This is a genomic window from Kitasatospora sp. NPDC127121 (assembly GCF_042677305.1).
Taxonomy (GTDB): Bacteria; Actinomycetota; Actinomycetes; order Streptomycetales; family Streptomycetaceae; genus Kitasatospora.
The window spans coordinates 40,597-66,135 of sequence record NZ_JBHXTQ010000036.1 but is presented as its reverse complement, the minus strand read 5'-3'; the positions used below and the strand labels follow the sequence as shown (position 1 = coordinate 66,135).

The 25,539-nt window shown below is 72.1% G+C and carries 21 protein-coding genes; 6 read left to right on the top strand and 15 right to left on the bottom strand.

Going from position 1 to position 25,539, the window contains the following annotated elements; translation table 11 throughout:
* Nucleotides 1-189 precede the first annotated feature (189 nt).
* Nucleotides 190-1,455 (top strand): beta-ketoacyl-ACP synthase II, encoded by a 1,266-nt coding sequence (gene fabF / locus ACFVHI_RS19530; protein ID WP_063347461.1) that lies wholly within the window; start codon nucleotides 190-192, stop codon nucleotides 1,453-1,455.
* A gap of 90 nt (nucleotides 1,456-1,545) precedes the next feature.
* On the opposite strand, the gene ACFVHI_RS19525 is transcribed toward fabF, so the two are convergent.
* Nucleotides 1,546-2,040, bottom strand: coding sequence for a DUF3145 domain-containing protein (locus tag ACFVHI_RS19525; RefSeq protein ID WP_063347462.1), 495 nt, complete (start codon nucleotides 2,038-2,040; stop codon nucleotides 1,546-1,548).
* Between the two features lie 351 nt (nucleotides 2,041-2,391).
* Complete coding sequence (locus tag ACFVHI_RS19520; protein ID WP_063347463.1) at nucleotides 2,392-3,417, bottom strand: NADP-dependent oxidoreductase; 1,026 nt, start codon at nucleotides 3,415-3,417, stop codon at nucleotides 2,392-2,394.
* Between the two features lie 105 nt (nucleotides 3,418-3,522).
* On the opposite strand from ACFVHI_RS19520, the gene ACFVHI_RS19515 reads away from it, so the two are divergent.
* Together ACFVHI_RS19515 and ACFVHI_RS19510 are read left to right on the top strand one after the other, a co-directional pair.
* Nucleotides 3,523-3,987 carry a MarR family winged helix-turn-helix transcriptional regulator gene (locus tag ACFVHI_RS19515; protein ID WP_380341014.1) on the top strand — a complete coding sequence of 155 codons (465 nt, stop codon included), beginning with the start codon at nucleotides 3,523-3,525 and terminating at the stop codon, nucleotides 3,985-3,987.
* Nucleotides 3,988-4,125: 138 nt separating this feature from the next.
* The gene (locus ACFVHI_RS19510; RefSeq protein ID WP_380341012.1) at nucleotides 4,126-5,667 is read left to right on the top strand and encodes an LCP family protein; all 1,542 of its coding nucleotides are present in this window, start codon (nucleotides 4,126-4,128) and stop codon (nucleotides 5,665-5,667) included.
* A 22-nt stretch (nucleotides 5,668-5,689) separates the two neighbouring features.
* Here ACFVHI_RS19510 and ACFVHI_RS19505 read toward each other — a convergent pair whose 3' ends face one another.
* From ACFVHI_RS19505 to ACFVHI_RS19470, 8 genes are all read right to left on the bottom strand, one after another.
* Entirely contained in the window at nucleotides 5,690-6,598 is a 909-nt protein-coding gene (locus ACFVHI_RS19505) for a 1-aminocyclopropane-1-carboxylate deaminase/D-cysteine desulfhydrase (RefSeq protein ID WP_380341009.1), read from the bottom strand.
* 24 nt (nucleotides 6,599-6,622) lie between these two features.
* Nucleotides 6,623-7,273, bottom strand: coding sequence for a response regulator transcription factor (locus ACFVHI_RS19500; RefSeq protein WP_208869068.1), 651 nt, complete (start codon nucleotides 7,271-7,273; stop codon nucleotides 6,623-6,625).
* A 4-nt stretch (nucleotides 7,274-7,277) separates the two neighbouring features.
* A complete protein-coding gene (locus ACFVHI_RS19495; RefSeq protein ID WP_380341032.1) occupies nucleotides 7,278-8,561 on the bottom strand; it encodes a sensor histidine kinase in 1,284 nt (427 codons plus the stop codon).
* Entirely contained in the window at nucleotides 8,558-9,319 is a 762-nt protein-coding gene (locus ACFVHI_RS19490; protein WP_380341006.1) for an ABC transporter permease, read from the bottom strand. Before ACFVHI_RS19490 ends, ACFVHI_RS19495 begins: the two co-directional genes overlap by 4 nt.
* Before the next feature lie 45 nt (nucleotides 9,320-9,364).
* Nucleotides 9,365-10,267 carry an ABC transporter ATP-binding protein gene (locus ACFVHI_RS19485; protein WP_380341003.1) on the bottom strand — a complete coding sequence of 301 codons (903 nt, stop codon included), beginning with the start codon at nucleotides 10,265-10,267 and terminating at the stop codon, nucleotides 9,365-9,367.
* 233 nt (nucleotides 10,268-10,500) lie between these two features.
* Entirely contained in the window at nucleotides 10,501-11,145 is a 645-nt protein-coding gene (locus ACFVHI_RS19480) for a GPP34 family phosphoprotein (protein WP_380341001.1), read from the bottom strand.
* Between the two features lie 37 nt (nucleotides 11,146-11,182).
* A complete protein-coding gene (locus ACFVHI_RS19475) occupies nucleotides 11,183-11,410 on the bottom strand; it encodes a hypothetical protein (RefSeq protein WP_380340998.1) in 228 nt (75 codons plus the stop codon).
* A gap of 9 nt (nucleotides 11,411-11,419) precedes the next feature.
* Nucleotides 11,420-12,373, bottom strand: coding sequence for an SPFH domain-containing protein (locus ACFVHI_RS19470; protein WP_380340995.1), 954 nt, complete (start codon nucleotides 12,371-12,373; stop codon nucleotides 11,420-11,422).
* 200 nt (nucleotides 12,374-12,573) lie between these two features.
* Between ACFVHI_RS19470 and ACFVHI_RS19465 the strand changes: the two genes are divergently transcribed.
* On the top strand, nucleotides 12,574-13,200 hold the full coding sequence (locus tag ACFVHI_RS19465) for a TetR/AcrR family transcriptional regulator (protein ID WP_159398419.1): 627 nt from the start codon (nucleotides 12,574-12,576) through the stop codon (nucleotides 13,198-13,200).
* A 43-nt stretch (nucleotides 13,201-13,243) separates the two neighbouring features.
* Entirely contained in the window at nucleotides 13,244-14,749 is a 1,506-nt protein-coding gene (locus ACFVHI_RS19460; RefSeq protein WP_380340992.1) for an MFS transporter, read from the top strand.
* A gap of 245 nt (nucleotides 14,750-14,994) precedes the next feature.
* Here ACFVHI_RS19460 and ACFVHI_RS19455 read toward each other — a convergent pair whose 3' ends face one another.
* The 4 genes from ACFVHI_RS19455 to ACFVHI_RS19440 all read right to left on the bottom strand — a co-directional run bounded on the left by ACFVHI_RS19455 (nucleotide 14,995) and on the right by ACFVHI_RS19440 (nucleotide 21,902).
* Nucleotides 14,995-16,098, bottom strand: coding sequence for a zinc-binding dehydrogenase (locus ACFVHI_RS19455; RefSeq protein ID WP_063347474.1), 1,104 nt, complete (start codon nucleotides 16,096-16,098; stop codon nucleotides 14,995-14,997).
* A complete protein-coding gene (locus tag ACFVHI_RS19450; RefSeq protein ID WP_380340989.1) occupies nucleotides 16,098-16,910 on the bottom strand; it encodes a phytanoyl-CoA dioxygenase family protein in 813 nt (270 codons plus the stop codon). Before ACFVHI_RS19450 ends, ACFVHI_RS19455 begins: the two co-directional genes overlap by 1 nt.
* Nucleotides 16,911-16,970: 60 nt before the next feature.
* A complete protein-coding gene (locus tag ACFVHI_RS19445) occupies nucleotides 16,971-17,948 on the bottom strand; it encodes a TauD/TfdA dioxygenase family protein (RefSeq protein WP_380340986.1) in 978 nt (325 codons plus the stop codon).
* Between the two features lie 72 nt (nucleotides 17,949-18,020).
* On the bottom strand, nucleotides 18,021-21,902 hold the full coding sequence (locus ACFVHI_RS19440; RefSeq protein WP_380340983.1) for an amino acid adenylation domain-containing protein: 3,882 nt from the start codon (nucleotides 21,900-21,902) through the stop codon (nucleotides 18,021-18,023).
* A 334-nt stretch (nucleotides 21,903-22,236) separates the two neighbouring features.
* On the opposite strand from ACFVHI_RS19440, the gene ACFVHI_RS19435 reads away from it, so the two are divergent.
* Nucleotides 22,237-24,123 (top strand): phosphatidylglycerol lysyltransferase domain-containing protein, encoded by a 1,887-nt coding sequence (locus ACFVHI_RS19435; protein WP_079135571.1) that lies wholly within the window; start codon nucleotides 22,237-22,239, stop codon nucleotides 24,121-24,123.
* Nucleotides 24,124-24,140: 17 nt separating this feature from the next.
* Here the strand turns inward: ACFVHI_RS19435 and ACFVHI_RS19430 are convergent, their stop codons facing one another.
* The gene (locus tag ACFVHI_RS19430) at nucleotides 24,141-24,842 is read right to left on the bottom strand and encodes a BTAD domain-containing putative transcriptional regulator (RefSeq protein WP_380340980.1); all 702 of its coding nucleotides are present in this window, start codon (nucleotides 24,840-24,842) and stop codon (nucleotides 24,141-24,143) included.
* Between the last annotated feature and the right edge of the window lie 697 nt (nucleotides 24,843-25,539).

Sequence of the window (25,539 nt, the reverse complement as noted above, 5' to 3'; positions counted from 1 at the left end):
CCCCGCTGCCCTTCCCCCCCTTTCCACCCCCCCCGCCGCCCGGGGTTACGCCCGCCCGCGCCGGGGTGCCGCGCCGGCCGGCCCCCCCGCCCCGGGCCCCCCCCGCCGGCCGGGACGCCCCACCGGGCGCCCGGCCGGGCCCTTCCTCGGCTCGCCGCCGACCCCACGATCGTGAGAGAAGAAGAACCAGTGACCGCTGAAAACCGTACCGTGGTCGTCACGGGTATCGGCGCCTTCACGCCGCTGGGCGGCGACGCCGCCACCACCTGGGAGAACCTGGTCGCAGGACGCTCCGGAGTGGCGGCCCTGACCGAGGAGTGGGCCGCCGAGCTGCCCGTCAAGATCGCCGCCCGCACGGCCGTCGAGCCGGGCGAGATCCTCCCCCGGCCGCTGGCCCGCAAGCTGGACCGCTCGGCCCAGTTCGCGCTGATCGCCGCCCGTGAGGCCTGGGCCGACGCCGGCTACGAGACGCCGGCCACCGACGACTCCTCCAAGCTCGCCCCCGAGCGCCTCGGCACCGTCATCGCCTCCGGCATCGGCGGCGTGACCACCCTGCTCGACCAGTACGACGTGCTGAAGGAGAAGGGCGCCCGCAAGGTCTCCCCGCACACCGTCCCGATGCTGATGCCCAACTCCCCGGCGGCCAACGTCGGTCTGGAGGTCGGCGCCCGCGCGGGTGTGCACACCCCCGTCTCCGCCTGCGCCTCCGGCGCCGAGGCGATCGGCTACGCGATCGAGATGATCCGCACCGGCCGCGCCGACGTCGTGGTGGCCGGCGGCACCGAGGCGGCGATCCACCCGCTGCCGATCGCCGCGTTCGCCAACATGATGGCGATGTCCAAGAACAACGACGACCCCGAGGGCGCCTCCCGCCCGTACGACAAGGGCCGGGACGGCTTCGTGCTGGGCGAGGGCGCCGGCGTGGTCGTGCTGGAGTCGGTCGAGCACGCCGAGGCGCGCGGCGCCCGGATCTACTGCGAGGCCGTGGGCCAGGGCCTGTCCTCGGACGCCCACCACATCGCCCAGCCCGAGCCGACCGGCGCCGGCGTGGCCCGCGCGCTGGCCGACCTGTTCGACCGCAACACCCTGGACAAGGCCGAGATCGTGCACGTCAACGCGCACGCCACCTCGACCCCGCAGGGTGACACCGCCGAGCTGAAGGCGCTGCGCAAGGAGCTCGGCGACGACCTCGACCACATCGCCATCTCGGCCACCAAGTCGATGACCGGCCACCTGCTGGGCGGCGCCGGCGGCATCGAGACCGTCGCCACCGTGCTGGCCCTGTACCACCGGATCGCCCCGCCGACCATCAACGTCGACGAGCTGGACGACGACGTGGACGCGGACATCGTGCGCGGCGAGGCCCGCCCGCTACCCGAGGGCCGGATCGCGGCGCTGAACAACTCGTTCGGCTTCGGCGGCCACAACGTGGTGCTGGCCTTCCGCTCCCGCTAGTCCGCACACCGACCCGGTACGCACCGGGTCCGAGCGCACGAGAGGGGCCGGCGCTCGCCGGCCCCTCTCGTGCGTGGTGCGCCCGCCGGCTCAGACCACCTGGTGCAGCCAGCGCACCGGTGCCCCCTCACCCGCGTAGCGGAACGGCTCCAGCTCGTCGTCCCAGGGCTTGCCCAGCAGCCGGGAGATCTCGGCCTCCAGGTCGGCCCCCTCGCTGCGGGCCCGCAGCAGGACGGCGCGCAGCCGGTCCTCGGGGATCAGGATGTCGCCGTGGATGCCCGTGACGGCGTGGAAGATGCCGAGCGAGGGCGTGCTGCTGTACCGCTCCCCCTCCGCTGTGGCGCAGGGCTCACTGGTGACCTCGTACCGCATCAGCTGCCAACCGCGCAGCGCGGAGGCGACCTTCGAGGCCGTACCGGGCTCCCCTTGCCAGGAAAGCTCGGCACGCCAGTGTCCGGGCGAGGCCGGCTGGCGGATCCAGTCCAGGCTCACCCGTACACCCAGCACCCCCGCGACGGCCCACTCGACGTGCGGGCACAGCGCGCGGGGCGCGGAGTGGATGTAGAGAACTCCACGTGTCGTCACCGGGACCTCCAGGCTGTGGACGAGGGTCGCCTTCCCCAGCTGCCTCGTGCCTGCAGTTGATCCACAGTTACCCACGTTAGCCGACATTAAGCTACTAAATTGAGCAAAACGGACAGGCTTTCGCTCAATGCTAGTCGAATCCTCAACGAGGTCTACCCCTCGGCCGGATCTCTCCCCCGAACGGCCCCATCGCCAGGCGGGACCCACCGTACCGCGCCGCCCCGCACCGTGGATGACGCACTTTCGGATCCGGCCGGAATGCGGTAGTGCGACCGATTCCCCTGCGCCCGTACGCAAACCGCCCCGCGCGCCCGGCGGGGGCGGCGGGGCGGTCGGCGAGCTGACGGAGGGTCAGCCGTCCAGGCGGACCACCATCTTGCCGGTGTTGACGCCGCGCAGCAGGTCGAGGAAGGCGTCCGCGGTGCGCTCGAAGCCGTCCACCACGGTCTCCTCGTGGCGCAGTTCGCCGGACGTCAGCCAGCCGGCCACGTCGGCGACGAACTGCGACTGCAGCGCCGCGTGGTCGCTGACCAGCATGCCCTCCAGGCGCAGCCGCTTGCCGATCGCGAGCGCCAGATTGCGCGGGGCGGCGGGGGCGGTGGTGTCGTTGTACTGGGCGATCGCGCCGCAGAGCACGGCGCGGCCGTGCACGGTGAGCGCGCCGATCGCGGCCTCCAGGTGGTCCCCGCCGACGTTGTCGAAGTAGAGGTCGATGCCGTCGGGGGCGGCCTGCGCCAGCTGCTCGTGGACCGGGGCGTCCTTGTAGTTGAAGGCGGCGTCGTAGCCGTAGACGTCCACCAGCTTGGCGACCTTCTCCGCCGAGCCGGCCGAACCGACCACCAGCGAGGCGCCCTTGAGCTTGGCGATCTGGCCGACCATGCTGCCGACCGCGCCGGCCGCGCCGGAGACGAAGACCTTGTCGCCCTTCTTGAGGCCGCCGACGGCGAGCAGCCCGGCGTAGGCGGTCAGGCCGGGCATGCCGAGCACGCCGAGGTAGGCGGAGAGCGGGGCGGCGGCCGGGTCGACCTTGACCGCGTGGCGGGCGTCCAGGGTGGCGTACTCGCGCCAGCCGAGGCCGTGCAGCACGGCGTCGCCCGGGGCGAAGCCCTCGGCCCCGGAGGCGACCACGTAGCCGACCGCGCCGCCCTCCATGGCCTCGCCGAGCCGGAACGGCGGGGCGTAGGACTTCACGTCGTTCATCCGGCCCCGCATGTACGGGTCCACCGAGAGGAAGGCGTTGCGGACCAGGATCTCGCCCGGGCCCGGGGTCCGGACCGGGGCCTCGACCAGGGCGAAGTCGGTCGGCACCGGCCAGCCCTGGGGTCGGGCGGCGAGGTGCCATTCACGGGCGGTCGCGGGTGCGGCCTGCTCTGCCATGGGAGGCGCTCCTTAGGTGGTTCCGATGCATGAAAGGTTGAGCTACTGAAGTAACGATGGGCATGAAAGGTTCATGTTGTCAACTTTTCAGGTAGACTCTCGGACATGGACACCCAGTCGACCCGGACCGCCACGCCGCAGTCCGACGAGATCACCCGCGAGGTCGTCGATCTGATGGCCAACCTGGTCGCGCTGTTCCATCGCGAGTACGAGGAGGCGGCCGCCGCCCGCTCGCTCACCGGCGCCCAGGCCAAGGTGCTCGCCCTGCTGCGCCGCGGCCCCATGCCGATGCGCCAGATCGCCCAGACGCTCAGCTGCGAGCCGTCCAACATCACCGGCATCGTCGACCGGCTCGAAGCCCGCGGCTTCGTCACCCGGGAGGCCGACCGGCAGGACCGCCGGGTCAAGCTGGTCGCCGCCACCGGCACCGGCGCCACCGCCTCCGAGGAACTGCGCGAATCGCTGAACTTCGCCCGCGAGCCGCTGGCCGCCCTCGGCCACGACGAGCGGGCCGTCCTGCGCGACCTGCTCCGCCGGATGCTCACCGGCGCCGCCGACCCCGGAGCGTGACCAGCATCCGGGGCGTGATCAGCATCACAGCCCCGGAGCGAAATCCGGGCCGCCGGCAGAGGTAACCGAACAGCCCGTCGAAACGTCTAATGTTCGAACATCGAACACGAGAGACGGAAAGACGGGGGGACACGGAGGATGGGCAGCAGCACGCGCAGGCGCCGCTACCTGCGGACAGCCATCGGCCTGGCCGCCGTCCTGGTGCTGTCCGTCGTGGGCGCCGGGGCCTGGTTCTACCACCGGCTGGACAACAACATCACCACCTTCGACCCGGGCGGCGTCGCCACCGAGCGCCCGCCCGCGCCCGCCCCGGTCACCCCCGGCGCCCAACTGCCGGTGAACATCCTGGTGCTCGGCTCGGACACCCGCGACGACGGCAACAGCGCGATCGGCGGCGGCGACGAGGGCGTCGGCCACTCCGACACCGCGATGCTGGTGCACGTCTACGCCGACCACAAGCACGCCGTCGGCGTCTCCATACCCCGGGACACCCTGGTCACCATCCCGTCCTGCAAGCTGCCGAGCGGCACCTGGACCACGCCCCGGAACAACCAGATGTTCAACTCGGCCTTCACCATCGGCGAGTTCCCCAAGGGCAACCCGGCCTGCACGCAGAACACCGTCGAGACGCTCACCGGGCTGCGGATCGACCACACCATCGTGGTCGACTTCAAGGGCGCCGCCGCGATGGCCGACGCCATCAACGGCGTGGACGTCTGCGTCCCCAACAACGTCGACTCGCACGGCATACACCTCCGCAAGGGCATGCAGAAGCTCTCCGGCCAGCCCGCCGTGGACTACCTGCGGGCCCGCTACGGCTTCGGCGACAACTCCGACATCGGGCGGATGAAGCGCCAGCAGGCCTTCGTCTCCTCGATGATCAAGAAGGTGCAGGGCCAGGGCTTCTCCCTGCCCACGCTGCTCCCGCTCGCCGACGCGGCCACCCGCTCGCTCACCGTGGACGAGGGGCTGGGCACCGCGATGAAGCTGGTGGACTTCGCCCGCTCGCTCCAGGACATCAAGCTGTCCGACATCACCTTCGTGACCGCGCCCTGGCGCTTCGCCGGCGAGCGCGTCCAGCTCGTCCAGCCGGACGCCAACACGCTGTGGCGGCTGCTGCGCGAGGACCGCACCCTGGACGGCCAGAGCACCTCCGGCACCGACACCCCGGCGCCCTCCCCCACCGCCCCCGGCCCCGACGGCGCGACCCCGGGAGCCTCGGCCGGCCCGTCCGCACCGCTCACGCCCGAACAGGCCGCGGCCCCCGTGCTGGTGGTCAACGGCGTCGGCACCCCCGGCCTGTCCACCTCCGGCGGGGAGGCGCTGCGGGCCCGGGGCTTCCAGAACGTCACGCTCGGCAAGCCCGCCGGCGGACGGATGCAGACCGAGATCAGCTACGACCCGGCCCTGAAGGCCGCCGCCGACCAGGTGGCCGCGCTCTTCCCGGGGGCGCGCGCGGTCGAGGAGCCGGGCTCCGAGGGCATCACCGTCACCCTGGGCCGCGACTACCGGCCCAGCCCCGCCACCAAGCTGGACGCGGTCGGCAGCGGCCCCGGCGCCAGGTCCTCCGCCCCCGCCACTGCCGACCCGAGCGGGGTGCCCAGCGGGGTGCCCACCGGCATAGCGGAGAACACCCGCGGCGCCGACACCGACCCGTGCGCCGACCTGACCTTCGGATGAGCCGTTCCGGCCCGATCCGGGTCTACTCCGGGTCGGGCAGGCCGGTGACGACGGCGGTGAGCCGGGTGCCGCGGGGGAAGGCTCCGGCGGCGGCCAGGCCGGTCAGCGCGGCCAGCAGCTTGGCCACGTAACGGCGTTCCAGCGGGATGCCGTGGCGGGCTTCGAACCGCTCGGCGAAGGCGGCCAGTTCGGCCGGGACCTTGCCGTAGCCGCCGCCGTGGTGCGCGTGGTCGATCCGCCAGTTGTCGAACTCCCGGCCGTAGGCGGCCCGGTGGAGCCGGGTGACCTCGCCCTCCAGGTAGCCCTCGCCGCCGCGCAGCACGGCCACGCCGAGCGCCCGCGCGCCCGGCGGCAGGCCGGCCGCGATGCCCGCCAGGGTGCCGCCGGTACCGACCGGGCAGCAGACCACGTCGTGCCCGCCCAGGTCGGGCAGTTCGGCCGGGATCGCCGCCGCGCCGGTCACGGCCAGCGCGTTGGAGCCGCCCTCCGGGAGCACCAGGCAGTGGCCCCAGCGCCCCTGCGGACCGGCCGTGGTGCCGGCGGCGGCGCGGCCGGTGGCCTCCCGGTACTCGGCGCGGGTCAGGAACTCCAGCCGCATCCCGGCCCGTTCGGCCGCCCGCAGCGACCAGTTGCGCGGCCGGTCGGCCAGCTCCTCGCCGCGGACCAGCCCGACGCTCTCCAGGCCGAGCGCCGCGGCGGCCGCCGCGACCGCCCGCAGATGGGTGGAGTACGCCCCGCCGAAGGTCAGCAGCCGGGTGTGGCCCTGGGCGACGGCGGCCGCCAGGTTGGGCGCGAGCTTGCGCCACTTGTTGCCCGGGACGCTCGGGTGCAGCAGGTCGTCCCGTTTGAGCCGCAGCTCCACCCCGGCCCGCGCGAACACCTCGTCGGTGCAGTCCACCAGCGGGGTCGGCAGCAGGGCGGGTTCGAGCATCCGGCCAGCTTAGACCGGTCGGTCTTACGGCCGGCCGGTCGGGGTGAGCAGCCCCAGGTTGTAGGCGGCGGCGACGGCGGAGGCGCGGTCCTTGACGTCGAGCTTGGCGTAGACGTGGATCAGATGGGTCTTCACGGTGGCCTCGCTGATGAACAGCCGGGCGGCGGCCTCCCGGTTGGTGGCCCCGGACGCGACCAGTTCCAGCACCTCCAGCTCGCGCGGACTGAGCGGCTCCCGGACGGGCGCGCGGACCTGGCCGAGCAACTTGGCGGCGACGGTCGGCGCGATCACCGAGGCGCCGCGGGCGGCCTCCCGGACGGCGTGGAACAGCTCCTCCCGGGCCGCGTCCTTGAGCAGGTAGCCGGTGGCGCCGGCCCGGACGGCGGGCAGCACGTCGGCGTCGGTGTCGTAGGTGGTGAGCACCAGGACCCGCCCGGGCAGGCCGCGTTCGGCCATCTCGCGGATCGCGGTGACACCGTCCATCCGCGGCATCCGCAGGTCCATCAGCACCACGTCCGGGCGCAGCGCGGCGACCAGGACCAGCGCCTCGGCGCCGTCCCCGGCCTCGCCGACCACCTCGAAGCCGGGGGCGGCGGTGAACATCCCGCGCAGCCCGTCCCGCACCACCGGGTGGTCGTCCACCAACAGCAGTCTGATCGTCGTCGCGTCGCTCACGGTGCTACTCCTCCATGCTGATCGCCGGCAGGGTCGCGGACACGGTCGTGCCGGCGCCCGGTTCGGTCTCCAGGTCGAGCCGCCCGGCCAGGCGCTGCACGCGGCGGCGCATCACGTCCAGGCCGTAGCCGCCGCCGGCGGCCCGGGAGGCGGGCTCGGCGGCCGGGTCGAAGCCGACGCCGTCGTCCCGGACGTCCAGGGTGACCAGGCCGGGCATGTACGAGAGGGTGACGCCGACCCGGGAGGCCCGCGCGTACTTGGCGGCGTTGGCCAGCGACTCCTGGGCGATCCGCAGCAGGGTCACCTCGACCTCGGGGTGCAGCGGGCGGGCCTCGCCGGTGACGGTCAGCCCGGCGGCGGCGTCGTTGCGCTCCCGCCACTGCTCGACCAGCTCCGCCAGCGCCTCCGGCAGCGCGGCGCGCTCCAGTTCGATCGGGCGCAGCGCGTGGACGGCCCGGCGGGCCTGGGTCAGGCTCTCCCGGGCGAGGGCCGCCGCGTTCGCCTGGTGCCGCTCGGCGGCCGCGGCGTCCTGGGCGCGGGTCTGGTCGGCGGCCTGGAGCTGGGTGACGATCCCGGCCAGGCCCTGGGCGACGGTGTCGTGGATCTCCCGGGCGAGCCGGCGGCGCTCGTCCGCGGCCCCGGCCTCCCGGGCCTGGACGAGGAGTTGGGCGTGCAGTCCGGCGTTCTCGGCGAGCGTCTCGGTGAGCAGCCGGTTGGCCTCGGCGAGTTCGGCGTTGGCGGCCTTGCGGCGGGCGCTCAGCCGGTCGGCCGCCTCGCTGAGCGCGAACATCAGCCCGACCACCATCAGATTGAAGGCGACGACGGCCAGCAGTCCGCCGACCTTCGCCAGGCTGTCGGGCAGGACCCCGCCGACCTGGGAGAGCGAGGTGGGGACGGTGCCCACGGCCGCACCCGCCATCCGGGCCCGGCCCCGCAGGTACTGGGCGGCGTGCAGGTAGCCGGTGAAGGCGAAGAAGCCGAAGATCGGGTTGTCCAGCACCAGGACGGTGATCAGCGCCAGCAGGACGGCGAAGTGGGCGCCGGCGTACCGGGCGCGGCCGTCCGGGCCCGGCCTGCGGTCGAGCACCGAGCGCAGGACCAGCCACAGGAACGCGGCGGCCGCCGCCGGGAGGACGACGGCGGCGGAACGCGCGTTCGGGACGGGGATCAGCAGGGCCAGGGCGGTGGCGATCAGCAGGGCGACGTAGCAGAGCGGGCCGATCAACCGGTCCAGCCGGTCCTGCCAGTCGCCGAGCGCGTTCTCGTCGGCCGACGGCCGCATGATCATTCCCACCGGAACAGCCTGGCAGCCGCGGCCCCCGCGAGCACCGCGTACGCCGCGAGTGTGAGCAGGCCCACGGCGTGCGGGAAGTGCCCGGACCAGGCGTCCTGCAAGGTCTGGACGGCGGCGCCGCTGGGGGTGAAGTCCCCGATCCGGTTGAGCAGGGCCGGCGAGAACTCGCGCGGCAGCCAGATCCCGGAGAAGAACATCATCGGGAAGAAGGCCAGCGCGCCGACCGCGTTGCCGGCCTTGGCGGACGGGACGACCGCGGCGAGCAGCAGGCCGATCGACAGCAGCGCGGCGGCAGCCAGCAGGAAAGCCAGCAGGAACCCCAGCGGCCGGCGCGGCAGCGACACCCCGAGCAGGGGCCCGGCCGCCACCACCAGCAGCACCGAGACGACGGCGACGCCCAGGTACAGCGGCAGCAGCGCGCCGAACAGCAGCGCCGGGCGGACGGGGCTGGCCGACATCCGGCGCAGCACGCCGCGTTCGCGGTAGGCGGCGAGCAGCGAGGGCAGGCCGTTGAGGCCGAGCAGCAGCAGGGTGAAGACGGCCAGGATCGGCGCGTACAGCTGGATGGTGCTCATGCCGTGCATGTCGGGCGAGGTCTTGCGCAGGGCCGGGACGGAGCCGAGGACGAGGAACAGCACGACGGGGAAGGCGAGGCCGAAGAAGGCGGTCAGCGGGTCGCGGAGGAACAGGCGGGCCTCGGCGACGGCCAGGCGGCGGACGGCGTAGGCGGTGTGGTGGGCGGTGCGGTTCACGGTGGTGGTCCCCTCGGGCGTGGTGATGGGCGCGGTGATGGCGGATCAGGCGTCGTGGCGGGTCAGGGCGAGGTAGGCGTCGTCCAGGCTGTGCTCGCGGATCCGCAGCCCGGTGACGACGATCCCCTCGCGGGCGAGCAGGCCGGTGACCTCGTCGGCGAAGTCCCCGACACCGGAGACCTCGACCCGGCCGTCCCGCTCCTCGACCCCGGTGACCCCCGGCAGGGCCGCCAGCCGGGCGGTGTCCAGCGGCCCGGTGGGGCGGAAGCCGAGCGTGCCGCCGGTGCCGGAGCGGGCGATCAGCTCCGCGGGGGTGCCGGTGGCGACGATCCGTCCGCCGTCGAGGACGGCGGCCCGGTCGCAGAGCGCCTCGACCTCGTCCATGAAGTGCGAGACCAGGACCACCGTCACGCCCTCGTCGCGGATCCGCCGGATCAGCTCCCAGGTGTCGCGGCGGCCCTGCGGGTCGAGCGCGGTGGTCAGCTCGTCCAGGAAGGCCACCTCGGGGTTGCCGATCAGGGCGAGGGCGATGAACAGCCGCTGGCGCTGGCCGCCGGAGAGCTTGTCGAACGGGGTCCGGCGCTGGTCGGCGAGCCCCCACTCGTCCAGCAGCTCGCGCCAGTCCCGGGGGTTCGGGTAGAGCGCGGCGTACAGTTCCAGCGCCTCGCCGACCCGCAGCGCGCCCTGCAACTGGGCCTGCTGGAGCTGGATGCCGATCCTCGGCCGCAGCCGGTGGGCGTCCTTCACCGGGTCCAGGCCGAGGACCCGGACCGTCCCCGCGTCGGCCCGGCGCAGGCCCTCGCAGCACTCCACGGCGGTCGTCTTGCCCGCGCCGTTCGGCCCCAGCAGGCCGAACACCTCGCCGCGCTCCACGCCGAAGGAGACCTCCTCCAGCACCTGGTGCCGCCCGTAGGCCTTGCGCAGCCCCGCCACCTCGATCACGGCCATCGCGCCGCTCCCTCCCGCTCGTCCCCGCTGGTCCGGCCGGCTCCTCCGGCCTGCAACGAGCTTCCCGCGCGGGGCCCCGGCCGCGGATCGACCGGACGGTCAGAGCTGCGGGCGGGCGCGGTGGACGGTGGATCAACCGATCGGTGGATGGGGCGCGGGCGCGGGCCCGGAACGCGGGAAGCCCGGCCGCCGTGTCGGCGACCGGGCCTGTCTTGCGGATCACACCGGGTGGGTCAGACCAATGCGACGTCGGAGTTGCGGGTGCTGATGGCCCGGCGCAGGGCGCGCGGGACGGGGCCCGCGGCGGGGGCCAGCTTGTCGATCCGGGTGCGGAACTCGCGGCTCTGGCGCCACGTCAGGACGGCGCCGAGCCGGGCGGCGTCGACCAGCGCGACCAGCGCGGCGTCCGCCGGGTCGACCCGGCTGAGCGGCGCCTTCAGCGCCGAACCCACCGATGCCACGAGCGACTTGCGCAGCCGCTGCTCCGGCAGGACGACCCGGGTACAGGGGAACAGTCCGAGCGCGCGGCGCTGTTCGAGGCGGATCCGCCCGGACGCCGCCAGCCCGTCCCGGACCACCCGCGCGGCGCGGGCCGCCGGGCCCTGGCGGCGGCCGACCCAGCTCTGCCAGCTGCGCCGCCGGCCCTGCCGGATCTGCTCCAGCATCGCGGCGGAGAGCGGGTCGAGGCCGTCGGCCGACGCGCCGTCGACGGCGGCCGGGTGCCGGCCGTCGTCGCGGATCAGCGCGCGCCGTAGGAGTTCGGCGAGCGCGGCGGCCCGCAGCACCAGGTCGAGCCTGGCGGTGGCGGTGAGCCGCTCGCGCTCGGGGTGGTAGGCGAGCAGGTAGAGCTTCTCCGGCAGGGTGATGGGCAGGTCCACGATGGACTCCAAGCAGATGGACGGTGGATGGGCCCGTTCATCCGGCGTCGGAACCGCCGGTCTGCGGGTTCTCCTTGGGCGGTCGGCCGCGCCGGGGAAGACGGGCCGCGTCGCCGGGCATCCGGCCCGCGTCGCTGAGGGCACGGCGAAGGAGGAACTCGATCTGCGCGTTGGCACTGCGCAGCTCGTCCGCGGCCCACCGGGCCAGTGCGTCGTGGACCGCCGGGTCCAGTCGCAGCAGGATCTTCTTCCGCTCCGTCGCCAACGCCGCGCCTTACTGGTAGAGGGAGCCCGTGTTCACGACGGGCTGGGCGCCCCGGTCGCCGCAGAGCACCACCAGGAGGTTGCTCACCATGGCGGCCTTGCGCTCCTCGTCCAGTTCGACGACGTCGCGCTCGGCGAGCCGGTCCAGCGCCTCCTCGACCATACCGACGGCGCCCTCGACGATCAGCCGCCGTGCCGCGACCACGGCCCCGGCCTGCTGACGCTGGAGCATCACCTGGGCGACCTCGGGCGCGTAGGCGAGCCGCGTGATCCGGGACTCGACGACCCGCACCCCGGCCGAGACGACCCGGGCCGCGATCTCGGCGGAGAGCATCCGGCTGATCTCCTCCGCGCCGTCGCGCAGCGACAACTGGCCCTCGCGGTGGGCGTCGTACGGGTAGCTGCTGGCGATGTGCCGGACGGCGGTCTCGGTCTGGATGGCGACGAAGTCGCTGTAGTCGTCCACCTCGAACACGGCCTTGGCGGTGTCCTCGACCTGCCAGACCACCACGGCGGCCATCTCGATCGGGTTGCCGTCCGCGTCGTTGACCTTGTTGGTCTCGGTCTCGTGGTTGCGGATCCGGGTGGATATCCGGCGGCGGCTGGTGAACGGGTTCAGCCAGGTCAGGCCCTCGGCACGGATGGTGCCGCGGTAGCGGCCGAGCAGCTGGACCACCCGCGCCTGGCCGGGCGAGACCACGGTCAGCCCGCACAGCAGCAGCAGTGCGCCCAGGACGGCCAGCGGCCCGGCGGTCAGCAGGGTGATCCCCAACGCCTTGGACCCGCCGGCCAGTTGGATGCCGCCGACGATGGTCGCCCCGATCCCCGCGAGCAGGCCGAGCAGCGTCCCTCCGAGCACCGGCAGCCCCGCGGCACCGGTGATGACCCGCTCGGTGATCTTGGGTGCCGGAAGGTCGAGGACGAGGCCGTCTTCGACGTCGACGGCAGAACGCGGTGTGGCCATGAGACCAGCTCCTCCAGCGAGTTTTTCCGATCCAGCTGTCAAAGTGATATCACTTTTTCCATGCACCACGCCAGGGGCTTGGCCGCATCCGCCAGGGAGACGACCCGGAGACGACCCGGAGACGACCCCACCGCCAACTCCGGCCGACGATATGGCAGTTCGATACACGGCGTATTAAATACATGATGTATCGTTCCCGCGTGGCTCCATCGAAGACTGCTTCCACCGATTCCGGCCGGCCGCCTCGCCGACGTGCTCACACCCGCGCCCGGCTGCTCGACGCCGCCGGGCAGGTGCTGGTCGCGCGGGGGTACGCGAAGACCACCATCGAGGACGTGTGCGCGGCGGCCGGGTACACCCGGGGGGCCTTCTACTCCAATTTCGAGAGCAAGCAGGGCCTCGTCCTCGCGCTGTTCGACCGCCACTCCGCGCACCGGCTCGACCAGTTGGAGGGCCTGCTGAACCAACCGGCTCCGGGGGCGGCCCGACGGATCGGGGAACTGCTCCTGGCGGTCGACCCCGACGAACGGGGCTGGATTCTGCTCTTCCTGGAGTTCCGGCTCGACGCGGCCCGCAGCCCGGAGCTCAGCGCACAGCTCCACGAACACGACAAGGCCGTCACCGGGGCCCTCGCCCGCCTACTGGAGCGCAACGGCACGAGCGTCGACGCGCAGAACCTCGCCATGTTCCTGCTCGCCTCCCGCGAGGGCATCCTCGCCCGGACCGCCGCGGGCGGACCCGGCAGCGATGAAGCGTGGCGCGCCGCAGTCGACGTAGTCGCCGAACTGCTACCCACCCTGCTGCCCTCGCTGGAACAGGCACCCTGAGCAGCTCCGCCCACCCCTGCCGCCCGGTCAACTGAGAGGCGTCATGCCCGCAACCGCCCAGCCGGACCCACAGCGCTGGAAAGCGCTGTTATTCATCGGCATCGCCCAGTTGATGGTCGTGCTCGACACGACCATCGTGAACATCGCCCTGCCCTCGGCCCAGCACGACCTCGGCATCTCCGACGGCAACCGGCAATGGGTGATCACCGCCTACTCGCTGGCGTTCGGCAGCCTGCTGCTCTTCGGCGGCCGCATCGCCGACCTCACCGGCCGCAGACGCGCGTTCATCGTCGGCCTGCTCGGCTTCGCGGGCGCATCCGCGTTGGGCGGCCTCGCGGTCAACCCCGGGATGCTGCTCGCCTCCCGCGCCCTGCAGGGCGTGTTCGGCGCACTGCTCGCACCGGCCGCGCTCTCGCTGCTCGCGGTCACCTTCACCGAACCCAAGGAGCGGGCAAAGGCATTCGGGATCTACGGCGCGATCTCCGGTGCCGGCGGGGCCGTCGGCCTGATCATGGGCGGTGCGCTGACCGAGTACCTGAACTGGCGCTGGGCGCTGTTCGTCAACATCCCGTTCGCCGTCGCGGCCGTGTTCGGCGCCGTCACCGTGGTGCGCGAGCCGGCGGGCGCCCGCAACGGCGCCCGGCTGGACCTCCCCGGTGTCGTTCTCGCCACCACCGGCCTGCTGTCGCTGGTGTACGGGTTCACCCGCGCCGAGTCCGACGGCTGGACCGCCCCCGTCACCGTCGCGCTCTTCATCACCTCGGTGGTCCTGCTCGGCGCGTTCGTCCTGGTCGAGAGCAAGGCCCCGGCCCCCCTGCTGCCGCTGCGGGTGGTGACCGAACGCAACCGGGGCGGCATCTACCTCTCCCTGGGGCTGGCCGTCATCGGCATGTTCGGGCTCTTCCTGTTCCTGACCTACTATCTGCAGGTCGTGAAGGGCTACACGCCGGTCCGCACCGGATTCGCCTTCCTGCCCATGATCGTCGGCATGGTGACCGGGTCGACGCAGATCGGCACCCGGCTGATGACCCGTCTGCCGCCTCGGCTCCTGATGGGTCCGGGCTTCCTGACCTCGGCCCTCGGCATCGCGCTGCTCACCCAGATCAAGGTCGACAGTTCGTACGTCGGTCTGATTCTGCCCGCGCAGGTGCTCCTCGGCCTCGGAATGGGCACGGCGTTCATGCCCGCCATGAGCCTGGCCACCCGCAGCGTGCAGCCGCAGGACGCCGGCGTGGCCTCCGCCATGGTCAGCACCTCCCAGCAGGTCGGCGGCTCCATCGGTACCGCCCTGCTGAACACCATCGCGGCCGGTGCCACCACCAACTGGCTCGCCGAGAAGGCCCGTTCCGGCGCCGACCCGGCCAAGCTGGCCAACGCGGCGGCCGTACACGGCTACGCCACCGCGATCTGGTGGGCTGTCGGCATCCTCGCCGTGGCCGCGACCGTCGCCTTCCTCCTCATCAACGCCAGGCAGCAGAACGGCGGTGCGGGATCCGGTGGCACCGGGGCCGGGAAGGCCGACGCCGTCCCGGCGGCGACCCCCCACTAGGGCGTGTCTGACAATTCGCGTCGGACCAGCGTGCGGCGTTGGGCGCCCGGCTGGGCGTGCCGGCGAAGCGTCCTCGTACTGGGTCGTACTTGGGCGTTTCGCCGGTGCGTCCAGGCGGGATGCCCGGCGTCGCGCGCCCGGCGGGAATTGTCAGACACGCCCTAGGACGTGTCCGGTCGCCGGAATGCGTGCGGAGCCGCCGGACCCCGTCCGGCGGCTCCGCACGCGTACCACCTCGCACACGCCTACCGGTTCGTGAGGACCGCCTTCATCACCGAACCGTCCGCCACGGCCGCGAGCGCGGCCCCGTGGTCGTGCAGCGGGTAGGACGACACCAGGCTGCCCAGGTCGAAGCGGGCCGTGAGGGCGGGCAGCAGGCGTACGTACTCGACGAGGTGCGCGCCGGTGAACGCCCAGGATCCGACGACATCGAGCTGCCGGTACACGATCTGGTGCGGGTTGAGCAGGGTGTCACCTGCGTCCGTGTACTGGCCGATGACCAGGTAGGAGCCGCCCCGGCGGGCGAGGGTGAGGCCCTGCGCGACCGCCGCGGGCACGCCCGCACACTCGATCACGAGGTCGGCCCCGGTTCCTCCGGTTTCCGCTCGGACCCGGTCCAGGACGGCCTCGGCGTCGCCGGGCGCGGTGATGTCGAGGTGCACGTCGCCGATGCCTGCGGCGGCCGCGAGGGCCAGTCGGCTGTCCGGACCGCCCACCAGAATGACCTTGGCAGCCCCGGCAAGCCGGGCGAACGCGGCGGCCGCGAGGCCCACCGGGCCGCTGCCCTGGACCACGACCGTCTCGCCGAGGCGCACCGGCCTGCGCTCGTGGAGGGCGTGCACGACGGTCGGCCCCGCGCAGGCCAGGGACATGGCGGCGAGCGGGTCGATGCCGTCGTCCAGCTTCACGACGGTGGTGCCGGCCTGCAGCACGATGAACTCGGCCCAGGCGCCCGAGAGCTCGGGGCCGTCGGTGGTGGAGCGGTTGACCCCGTAGGTGCGGCGGTTCTCGCACAGGGTCGGCTCACGGTGCAGCCGACACGGGACGCAGGAGCCGCAGGCGATCGAGGAGGCCCACATCACGGTGTCGCCGGTTTGCAGTGCGGTTCCCGTGGCATCGTGTTCGGGGGCGCCTGGACCGAGCTCGTGGACGGTGCCGAGGCCTTCGTGGCCGAGGACCAACGGGGTGGGGATCGGCAGATGGCCCTGCTGGAGGTGGAGGTCGGTGCCGCAGATACCGCCGTGGCGGCAGGCCACGAGCATCCCCCCGGCCGGGGCCGACGGGACCTCGTACTCCCGCAGCGCGAGCGGCCGGCCGAACTCCTCCAGGACGACGGCTTTCCCGCGCATCACGCCGACACCCCTTCGAGGACGTCGAGGAAAGGGGCGTCGAGGATGCGCAGGGGCCCGGTGTCCCGGCACACGACGTAGTCGGGGCGCGGCTCACCGGTCCAGCTCGGCAGGTTGGCGGTGTCGTTGTAGGTGGCGATGAGCAGTCGGCGTGGGAAGGGCGACATGTTGGGTGCGGAGCCGTGCACGATCTCGGGCGAGAAGAAGACGATGGAACCGGCCGGGCCCTTGGGGCTGACCATGCCACGCTCGGCGACCAGGGTGGAGAGCTGGTCAGGAGTCAGCGCGATGTCCTCCGGGTCCAGGTGCTGGGCGGACTTGGCCTCGGCCGTGCGGCTGCCGCGCATCGGGCCGTGGCGGTGCGACCCGGACACGAAGATCATGGGGCCGTTGAACTCGTCGACGGCGTCGAGGAAGACACCGACGTTGACCTGAAGCGGGGCGGGCAACCGGTCGGCGAGGCGCCAGGCGACGTAGTCCTGGTGCCAGGACCACTTCTCGCCGCCGAACGCCGGCTTGGCGTTGATCTTGAGCTGGTACACGTACACGTCGTCCGTGAGCAGTTGCCGCACCGGCGCGAGCATCCGGGGGTCCCGGATCAGCCCGGCGTACTCGGGCTGCCGGTGGTGCGACGCGTACACCGCGCGCACCTCGTCCCGGGACTCCTCCCTGATCACCTGCGGACCGTGGACACGGCAGTCGCGCTGGAACGCGGCCCGAAGCCGTTCCACCTCCCGGTCGTCCAGCACGGACTCGACGAGGAGGAATCCGTCCTCGTGGTACCGGGTGATCTGTTCTTCGCTGAGATGCATGGATGTTCCTCCGTATGACGTGAGTGGCGGGTGCGGGGCGTGCCAGGCCGAGTGCTCAGGTCAGAACGGCCGGTCGCCGGCGATCGCGGTCCGGTCCACAACCCGGCGGTTCGGGTGGTAGTCCGAGGTGGCGTAGTGCTGCACGGCCCGGTTGTCCCAGAAGGCGATGGACTTCGCCTCCCAGCGGAAGCGCACCTGGTATTCGGGGTACTCCAGCTGGCGGAAGAGGTAGGCCAGCAGCTCCTCGCTCTCGTCGGCCGGCAGGCCCGCGATGTGGGTGGTGAAGATCGACGTCAGGAACAGTGTCTTGCGCCCGGTCTTCGGGTGGGTGCGCACCAGCGGGTGTTCCACCGGCGGGTAGACCCCCTGGAAGTGCGCCCGCTGCTCGTCGGTCATCAACTCGCGGTAGTTGGCCGACGGGGTGAAGTCGTTGACCGTCTTCAGCCCGTCGATGCGCGCCTTCACCTCGTCCGGGAGGTTGTCGTACGCGGCGGCCGCATCCGTGAACAGGGTGTCGCCGCCGCCGCCTTCAGGCAGTTCCACCATGCGCAGGACGGCGCCGAGCGGGGGGCGCTCGATCCACGGGAAGTCGTAGTGCCAGACGTTCTCGAAGCCGGGGTTCTGCTTGCCCTTCTCCAGTCGCACGACGTCCTCGCCGGTACCCGCCGGCAGGAACGGGTGCCCCTCGATCGCGCCCCATCGGGACGCGAAGGCTCGCTGCTGCTCAGCGGTGAGGTCCTGATCGCGGAAGAACAGCACCTTCCATTCGAGCAGGGCCCGGTCCAGCTCGCCGAACACCTCGTCGCTCACCGGGGTGCGCAGGTCGATGCCGTGGATCTCGGCGCCGATCAGCGGTCCCGACGGACGTACCTCGAAGTACTCGTACGGGCCGCCCTGCCTGCCCTCCACGAGCCTGCGCAGGAGCCGGGGGCCGTGATAGTCCGTCCGGCCCTCGATGCCGCGGCGGGCCAGCGACCGTACGTCTGCCAGCGCAGCGTCGACGCCCGGGTGCTCGGGGTGGGTCGGGGTGGTTGTCATGCGGTGGACCTCCTGGTCCTCGGGGCGCGGGTGCGCCGGGGTTGGTGGGGCCGTCGCCTCGGGGCGGGGCCGTTACGCGTCCGCGGGCCGCAGCCGCGCGGCGAGGACCGGCCCGATCTCCGCCAGGGCCGACGGCCTCATCATGCGGTGGTGGGTGGCCGGCACGTCGTGGGATTCGACCGAGCCGCCGATGTGGCCCGCCCAGGCCGCCGCGGTGCTGCGGCCCGGTTCGTACGGGTCGCCGGGGTCGGACTCCGCAGCTCGGAAGAACAGCAATCCGCCGTCGAATCTGCCGGGCCTGAACCCGGCCATCAGGTCGAGGTCGTTGCGGTAGACGTCGCGGAGCGCGGCCCGGGCCCGGTCGTCCCCGAGGAGGGAATCGTCGTCGCCGACCGACTGGAGCAGGGTGCGGTCGAACTCGTCCTCGCTGAAACTGGGCATGTCGGCCCGGAGCCGGTCGTCCACGGGATAGGAGTCCACCATCACGAGCAGGTCGACCACCTCGCCCTCGCGCTCCAGGAGGGTGGCCATGGCGTGGGCCACCAGACCGCCGAAGGACCAGCCGAGTATCCGGTAGGGGCCCTCGGGGCGCACCGCACGGATCTGTGCCACGTAGTCGGCGGCCATGTCCTCGACGGTGGCCGGGAAGCCCGGCGTTTCCCCGGACCGGCGCCGTGCCTGGAGTGCGTACACCGGCTGGTCGGGGCCGAGGTGCGGCAGGAGCCCCGCGTACGGCCAGCCCATTCCGGCAGCCGGATGGACGCAGAACAGCGGAGGCCGGGAGCCCTCCGCGCGCAACGGCAACAAGGACTGCGGCGCAGCCCCGGACGACGGGTCGGCGATCCGCCGTGCGAGCCCGGCCGGGCTCGGGGACTCGAACAGGGCGTGCACCTCCAGCGGCGTGCCGAGCGCGGCCCTGATCCGCGCGACGAGGCGGGCGGCAAGGAGGGAGTGCCCGCCGAGGTCGAAGAAGTTCTCGTCGACACCGACCGCGGGCAACTCCAGTACCTGGGCGAAGAGGCCGCACAGGACCCGCTCCTGCTCGGTGGCCGGTTCGCGGGCCGGTGCGCCGCCGGTGAGCCGGGGCTCGGGCAGCGCCCGGCGGTCCAGCTTTCCGTTCGGCGTGAGCGGAAGCTCCGCCAGCTCGACGACGGCCGAGGGCACCAGGTGGGCCGGCAACCTCGCCCGGACGAACTCGCGCACCGCGGCCGTGTCGCACCCCTGCGTCTGCGGTACGACGTATCCGACGAGCCGCCGGTCCCCGGGCCTGACCTCGTGGGCCACCACCTCGGCGTGGACGATACCGGGGCAGGCGGCGAGGGCCGACCTGATCTCTCCGGGCTCGATCCGGAATCCACGGATCTTGATCTGGTCGTCGGACCGACCGTGGTACTCCAGCTGCCCGTCGGGCAGCCAGCGGGCCACGTCCCCGGTCCGGTACATCCGGCTTCCCGGCGGCCCGTACGGGTCGGCGACGAACCGTACGGCGGTGAGTCCGGGGCGGTTCAGGTAGCCCCGGGCCACCCCGGCCCCGGCGAGGTACAGCTCTCCGCGCACCCCCTCCGGAGTCAGGCGCAGGCCGGCGTCCAGGACGTACGCCCTGATGTTGGGGATCGGCCGACCGATCGGGGCGGCGGGCGGCCACGCGTCGACGTCCGCCGCCAGGGTGTGGGCCGTCACCAGGTGGGTCTCGCTCGGGCCGTAGTGATTGTGCAGCCGACGCCCGGCGCGGCTCCGCACGAACTCGCGTACCTGGCGGCTCGGGGTGAGCGCCTCACCGCCCTGCGCCAGGACCCGCAGCGACGGGATGGTCCACCCCTGGTCGAGGGCCGCCTCGCACAGGGCCTCCAAGACGAGGTTGGGGGCGAAGAGCTCGTTCACGCGCTCCGCGTCAAGCCAGGCGGCGAGCAGCTTGGGGTCGCGCCGGACCTCGTCGGCCGGCACCACCAGGGTCTTGCTGAACAGCACCGCGGACAGGATCTCCTGCACGGACACGTCGAAACTGAGCGCGGTGAACTGGGCGACCCTGGCCCCGGCGGCCGAGGGGAAGGCCTCGTCGTGCCACGACAGGAGGTTGACCATCGCCCGCCCGGGCATCACCACGCCCTTGGGCCGGCCGGTGGTGCCAGAGGTGTAGATGACGTACACGGGATGCGCCGGGTCGAGCCGGCCCAGCCGCTGCTCGTCGTCGATCTCCGTGCCGGCCAACTGATCCAGCTCGCCCAGGGTGCCGGAGTCGTCGAGGATCAGCCGGGGGGCGTCCGTGTGCGGCAGCCGCCGGGCCGTGTCCACAGTGGTCAGCACGACGGCGGGCACGGTGTCGCTCAGCATGAACGACAGCCTCTCGGCAGGATATTCGGGATCAACGGGGAGATAGCAGCCGCCCGCTTTGAGGACGGCGAGGACGGCAACGGCGAGAAGGGCCGAACGGGGCAACGCGACGGCGACGATCCGCTCGGGCCCGACACCCCGCGAGATGAGGAGCCGGGCGAGCCGGTTCGAGGCGGTATCCAGCTCCCGGTAGGTCAGCGTGGTCTCCGCCGAGACTACGGCCGGCAGGTACGGGGTGTCCTCGGCCTGCCGGGCGAACAGCTCCGTGAGGCCGGCTTCCGGGTACTCGTGCTCGGGGCCGCCGAGCTCGGTGAGCAACCGGATCCGCTCACCCTCGGTGAGCAGATCGACGGAGCCGACCCGCATGTCCCGGTCCGTGCTGAAGGCACGTAGGAAACGCAGGAAGCGCGCGTGGTGTGCGGCCAGCTCGTCGGCTTCGTAGCGGGCCGAGTTGGCGACCAGATCGATGCGCAGCCCCAGGCCGTCCGAGCGGTCGAAGGCCGTGAACGACAGGTCCTCGACGATCCCCTGGGTCAGGTGGTGGGCAATGGCGGGCCGACCGGCGAAGTGCAGGTCGTAGTCGAAGGCCATGATGTTGACCATGGGACCGGTCCGGTAGCGCCCCGTGTCCGGCAGGCCGAGGTCGCGCCCCAGGCGCTCACCCCGGTGACGCTGATGTCGGATCATCTCCCGGAATCCACCGGCGACTTCACGGATGAGCTCGTGCAGCGTGAGGTCCGGGCGGACCGTGACGCGCAGGGGCAGGGCGTTGGAGTACATCCCCGGAGTGGTGCGCGCCGCGGCATCGGTGCGGGCGGCCATCGGCAGGCTCAGGATGACGTCCTGTGCGCCGGCGAGCCGGTGGACCTGGGCGGCCGCGGCGGCGATCACCAGCACGGACCAGTGGGTGCGGGCCGAGCGGGCGGCGGCCTTGAGCTGCTCGGTCTCGGCTACGGAGAGGCTGCCGGTGTGACTGGTCTGCCCCTGCGCGGCGGGCCCGCCCGGCGGTTGGGAGGCGAGGGTGGCGACTTCCGGTCCGTCCGCGAACCGGGTCGTCCAGTACGCCCGGTCCACCGCGCCCCGGTCGGAGGCCTGGTAGTCCGCGTCGTCCGCCAGCATCTCCCGGATGGCCCCGAACCGGCTGGCCGGCTGGGGGAGTCCTGCGGTCATGGCGGCGTAGAGCTCGGACACCCGTTGGGCGATCAGGGCTCCCGTGTGCCCGTCCGCGACCGCGTGGTGGGCGCTGAGGTACCAGAAGCTGCGATCCGGCCCCAGGCTGAGCAGCGCGTAGGAGAAGAGCGGCCCTCGGGAAAGGTCCATCCGGCGGGACAGGTCGGCCCGCATCCAGGCCAGCGCGGCGGCCTCGGGGTCCGGTTCGCCACAGACGTCGAGGACCGGGAACTCCCAGTCGGAGAAGGGGGTCACGCACTGCCGGGGCTCACCGTCCTCCTCGACGAACAGGGCGTGCATCGGGACGGCCTCCGCGACGGCCTGCCGCATCGCCGTTTCGAAGACCCGCCGGTCGATGGCCCCGTGGAGTTCCAGGTACTCACCGACGCGTTGTTGTGGAGCGGTCGGATCGACCTGTTCGGCCAGCCACATCTCACGCTGGGCCGTTGACACGGGAAGGCGCATATCGCCGGATCCGGACCCTGACACTTCTCTCACACTCCTCATGGTGCGCACCGGCCGGCGGATTCCCGCCGAACACAAGGACGGAATGTGGAGGACACACGGAAAAGCCGGGAAGCAACGGGAAGCAAATCGCATCATCGCGATCCCGACCGGACAAACCGGCTCCGCCTGACTCCACTGCGAGAAGAATGCTAGACGCGGGCGCTAAACCTCCACATGCACGCCACTTGCATTTCACTCCACTAAAGCGCCCCTTAATCCCGCCGGATCTCATTCTTCAGGATGACTGAAATCCTCTGATCCGGCTTTAGATTCGCGCTCTATGAACAATCCAGCACCTCCCCGCCCGGGTCCGGCCACGAGTCGTCGCCCGGCAGCGCACACCCTTCGCAACCTGGCCACCCCAGCGTCCCGGCCGCGTGTCCCCGCCCTCGCCGCGTACGCCTGCCTGTTGATCGGGCTGATCGACCTCGCGGCCGCCGTCTTCCCCGGCTTCCGCCACAGCCGGGTGCGCCTGCTGGCCGGTCAACTGCCCGGTGGCACCACCACGGTGACCGCGGTCGGCTCGCTGATGGTCGGCGTGCTGCTCGTACTGCTGGCGCACGCGCTGCGCCGCCGCAAGCGGCGGGCCTGGCGGGCGGTGGTCGTGCTGCTCCCGGTGGGTGGGCTGCTGCACCTCCTGCGGTGGCACACCACCGCCACCGGTGTGGTGTCGTTCGCGCTGCTCCTGGTGATGCTGCTGTACCGGCGGGAGTTCTACGCGCTGTCCGACCCGCGCACCCGTTGGCGAGCGCTGCTGAGCTTCATCACGGTGGGCGGCGTCTCCCTCGCACTGGGGCTGCTGATCACCAATGTGCACCCGGATTACGAGGCCGGCTCGCCCTCACTGGAGGAGCGGCTGCAGCACACCGCGTACGGGCTCGTCGGAGTCGAGGGGCCGGTGCGTTACACCTCGGACCGGGTCGCGGACCTGGTCGGCTACTCACTCGGCGCGCTCGGTCTGATCACCCTGCTGACCACTTCCTACCTGTTCCTGCGGCCCGAGAAACCGCTGGCGGAGCTCTCCGCGGACGACGAGGCCCGGGTACGTGAGCTGCTCGAACGGCACGGGGCGCGCGACTCGCTGGGGTACTTCGCGCTGCGGCGTGACAAGAGCGTCCTGCTCTCGCCGACCGGCAAGGCCGCCATCGCCTACCGCGTCGAGTCCGGTGTGATGCTCGCCTCCGGCGACCCCATCGGCGACGTCGAGGCCTGGCCCGGAGCGATCAAAGCGTTCATGGACGAGGCCAGGCGGCACGCCTGGGTGCCCGCCGTGATCGGCTGCGGCGAAACCGGCGGCGAGGTGTGGACGCGCGAAGCGGGACTGGACGCTCTGGAGTTGGGTGATGAAGCAGTTGTGCACACGGCCGACTTCTCACTGAGCGGGCGGGTCATGCGCAATGTGCGCCAGATGGTCAAACGCGTCGAGCGCAACGGCTACTCCTGCAAGGTCCGCCGGGTCTGCGATCTCGACGACGCGGAGCGGGCGCGGATCGCGGCCGCAGCGGCCCGCTGGCGCGGCACCGACATCGAGCGAGGTTTCTCCACCGCCCTCGGCCGCTTCGGCGACGCGGAGGACACCGGCTGCGTGGTGGTCACCGCACACCAGTCCCCGGACGCCGAATCGGGCGAGGCGGGCGGGAAGCCGGATGCCGACGACCTCGCAGCCGTACTGCACTTCGTGCCCTGGGGCCCCGACGGAATCTCGCTGGAATTGATGCGCCGGGACCGCGCCGCCGACCCCGGCCTCAACGAGCTGCTGATCGTCGCCGTTCTGCAGGCGGCGCCTGCACTCGGGATACGCCGGGTCTCGCTCAACTTCGCAATGTTCCGCTCAGCCCTGGCCCGGGGAGAACGGCTCGGCGCGGGACCGGTGTTGCGGGCCTGGCGAGGGCTGCTCGTACTGCTCTCGCGCTGGTTCCAGATCGAGTCGCTGTACAAGTTCAACGCGAAGTTCCAGCCGGAGTGGGTGCCGCGCTTCCTGGTCTTCCCGCACACCCGCGATCTGCCGCGGATCGGTCTCGCGGCGATGCAGGCGGAGGCCTTCATCACCCTCGGCCGGCCCCGGTGGGGCCGCAAGCCGCTGCGGCAGGGGATCGCGGGGGCGGAAGCCGGCACGACTCGCCCGGCCCCCCGAGCGGAGCGCGTCGCGGGGCCGGACGAGTCATAGGGATGCGGCTAGCCCGTTCAGCAGGCGAGATGGGCGAGTGTGTGCTCTTCGAGGCCGGCGTCCCGCGCCAAGACCGACTGCTGCAACTGCCTCAGCCTGGGGCCCGGTTCGATGCCGATCTCGTCGATGAGGACGCGCCGGATGCGGTTGTAGATCATGAGGGCTTCGGCCGGTCGGCCACTGCGGTACAGCGCAAGCATGAGAAGACCGTGGAAGGTCTCCCGCATCGGCTGTTCGTCGATCAACCCGTAGAGCTCGCCGACCAGCGGCTTGTGCCGTCCCAGGAGCAGTTCCGTCTCGGCCCGCTCCTCCAGCGCGGCCGACCGCTTCTCGTCCAGCTGGTGACCCAGGCTCTGCAGTGCCGGAACCGTGGACAGGTCCGCCAGCGCCGGGCCGGTCCACAGCCCGAGCGCCTGGGAGAGCAGCAGCGAGGCCTCCTCCAGCCGGCCCGCCGCCCGCAGCTCCCCGGCACGCAGGCACAGCGATTCGAAGCTGTGCAGGTCCAGGGTGAGCGGGGCGAGTTCCATCATGTAGCCGGGCGGCCTGGTCAGCAGCCCGGACACGTCGAAGCCCGCACCCACCAGATGCTTGCGGAGCCGGGAGACGTACACCTGCAGGGCGGTGGACGCGGTGCGCGGCGGCGTCCCCGACCATAGGGCGTCGATGAGCTGCGGCGCGGACAGTGGGCGGCCGTCGTTCAGGCACAACAGCGCCAGCAAGGCCCGGAGCTTCAACGCCCGCGGGGTGCGCGGCGTCCCACCGTCCGTCTCCACTGCAAGTGCTCCGAGAACGCGAAAGTACACGGTTCTTCTCATCCCCCCGGTCAGAAGACCCGGAATCCTCAGAACCGATGGTCCGGTGAGTCCGGGCATGGTGTGTGAAGAAAGCACAAGTCGCGCCGACAGCCCCTGGCACGGGTTGGCGACTGCACACCTTCACGCATGCGTCCCTCGCCGGCGCGCCCGAATTGCGATGGCGACCCGACGACACCGGGCCACCTGGATTCCCCCCAAGCCGGCCCGGCCTGGTATGCGCCGGGTCACGAATTCAGGACCCTATCACGCGCCGGATGGGCAACCCCCGCCCCTGCGGGAGGAACTCCGGACCACCGGTTCGGATGCAAAGATTCCGCTTGAATCTATGACCGCCGGGCGATTTTCGGGCAATAGTCGAACCACCCTCGCCCGGCTAAGACCCACTGGTCGGAAGCCCTCTCGGATCGAAGAATCAGACATACTGCCAGATTTCAGGATGGCGCTCATAAATAAAGGAATTCCATGGATTCGAGGTTCACCTGAGAGTCCACGCCCGGACCTGGAGCCGGCCGGCTCCCCCGACGGAAACTCAAGACGGTCCTGATCGCGCCCATCCATCACAGCCCCCTCCACAGGCGGGCAACGGCGCGGCTTGGCTGCG

Excerpts from the sequence above, each read along its gene's own strand:
- ACFVHI_RS19520 (WP_063347463.1), bottom strand. The coding sequence starts at position 3,417 with ATGGCAGAGCAGGCCGCACCCGCGACCGCCCGTGAATGGCACCTCGCC.
- ACFVHI_RS19515 (WP_380341014.1), top strand. The coding sequence starts at position 3,523 with ATGGACACCCAGTCGACCCGGACCGCCACGCCGCAGTCCGACGAGATC.
- ACFVHI_RS19510 (WP_380341012.1), top strand. The coding sequence starts at position 4,126 with ATGGGCAGCAGCACGCGCAGGCGCCGCTACCTGCGGACAGCCATCGGC.
- ACFVHI_RS19505 (WP_380341009.1), bottom strand. The coding sequence starts at position 6,598 with ATGCTCGAACCCGCCCTGCTGCCGACCCCGCTGGTGGACTGCACCGAC.
- ACFVHI_RS19495 (WP_380341032.1), bottom strand. The coding sequence starts at position 8,561 with ATGATCATGCGGCCGTCGGCCGACGAGAACGCGCTCGGCGACTGGCAG.
- ACFVHI_RS19485 (WP_380341003.1), bottom strand. The coding sequence starts at position 10,267 with ATGGCCGTGATCGAGGTGGCGGGGCTGCGCAAGGCCTACGGGCGGCAC.
- ACFVHI_RS19470 (WP_380340995.1), bottom strand. The coding sequence starts at position 12,373 with ATGGCCACACCGCGTTCTGCCGTCGACGTCGAAGACGGCCTCGTCCTC.
- ACFVHI_RS19460 (WP_380340992.1), top strand. The coding sequence starts at position 13,244 with ATGCCCGCAACCGCCCAGCCGGACCCACAGCGCTGGAAAGCGCTGTTA.
- ACFVHI_RS19455 (WP_063347474.1), bottom strand. The coding sequence starts at position 16,098 with ATGCGCGGGAAAGCCGTCGTCCTGGAGGAGTTCGGCCGGCCGCTCGCG.
- ACFVHI_RS19450 (WP_380340989.1), bottom strand. The coding sequence starts at position 16,910 with ATGCATCTCAGCGAAGAACAGATCACCCGGTACCACGAGGACGGATTC.
- ACFVHI_RS19445 (WP_380340986.1), bottom strand. The coding sequence starts at position 17,948 with ATGACAACCACCCCGACCCACCCCGAGCACCCGGGCGTCGACGCTGCG.
- ACFVHI_RS19435 (WP_079135571.1), top strand. The coding sequence starts at position 22,237 with ATGAACAATCCAGCACCTCCCCGCCCGGGTCCGGCCACGAGTCGTCGC.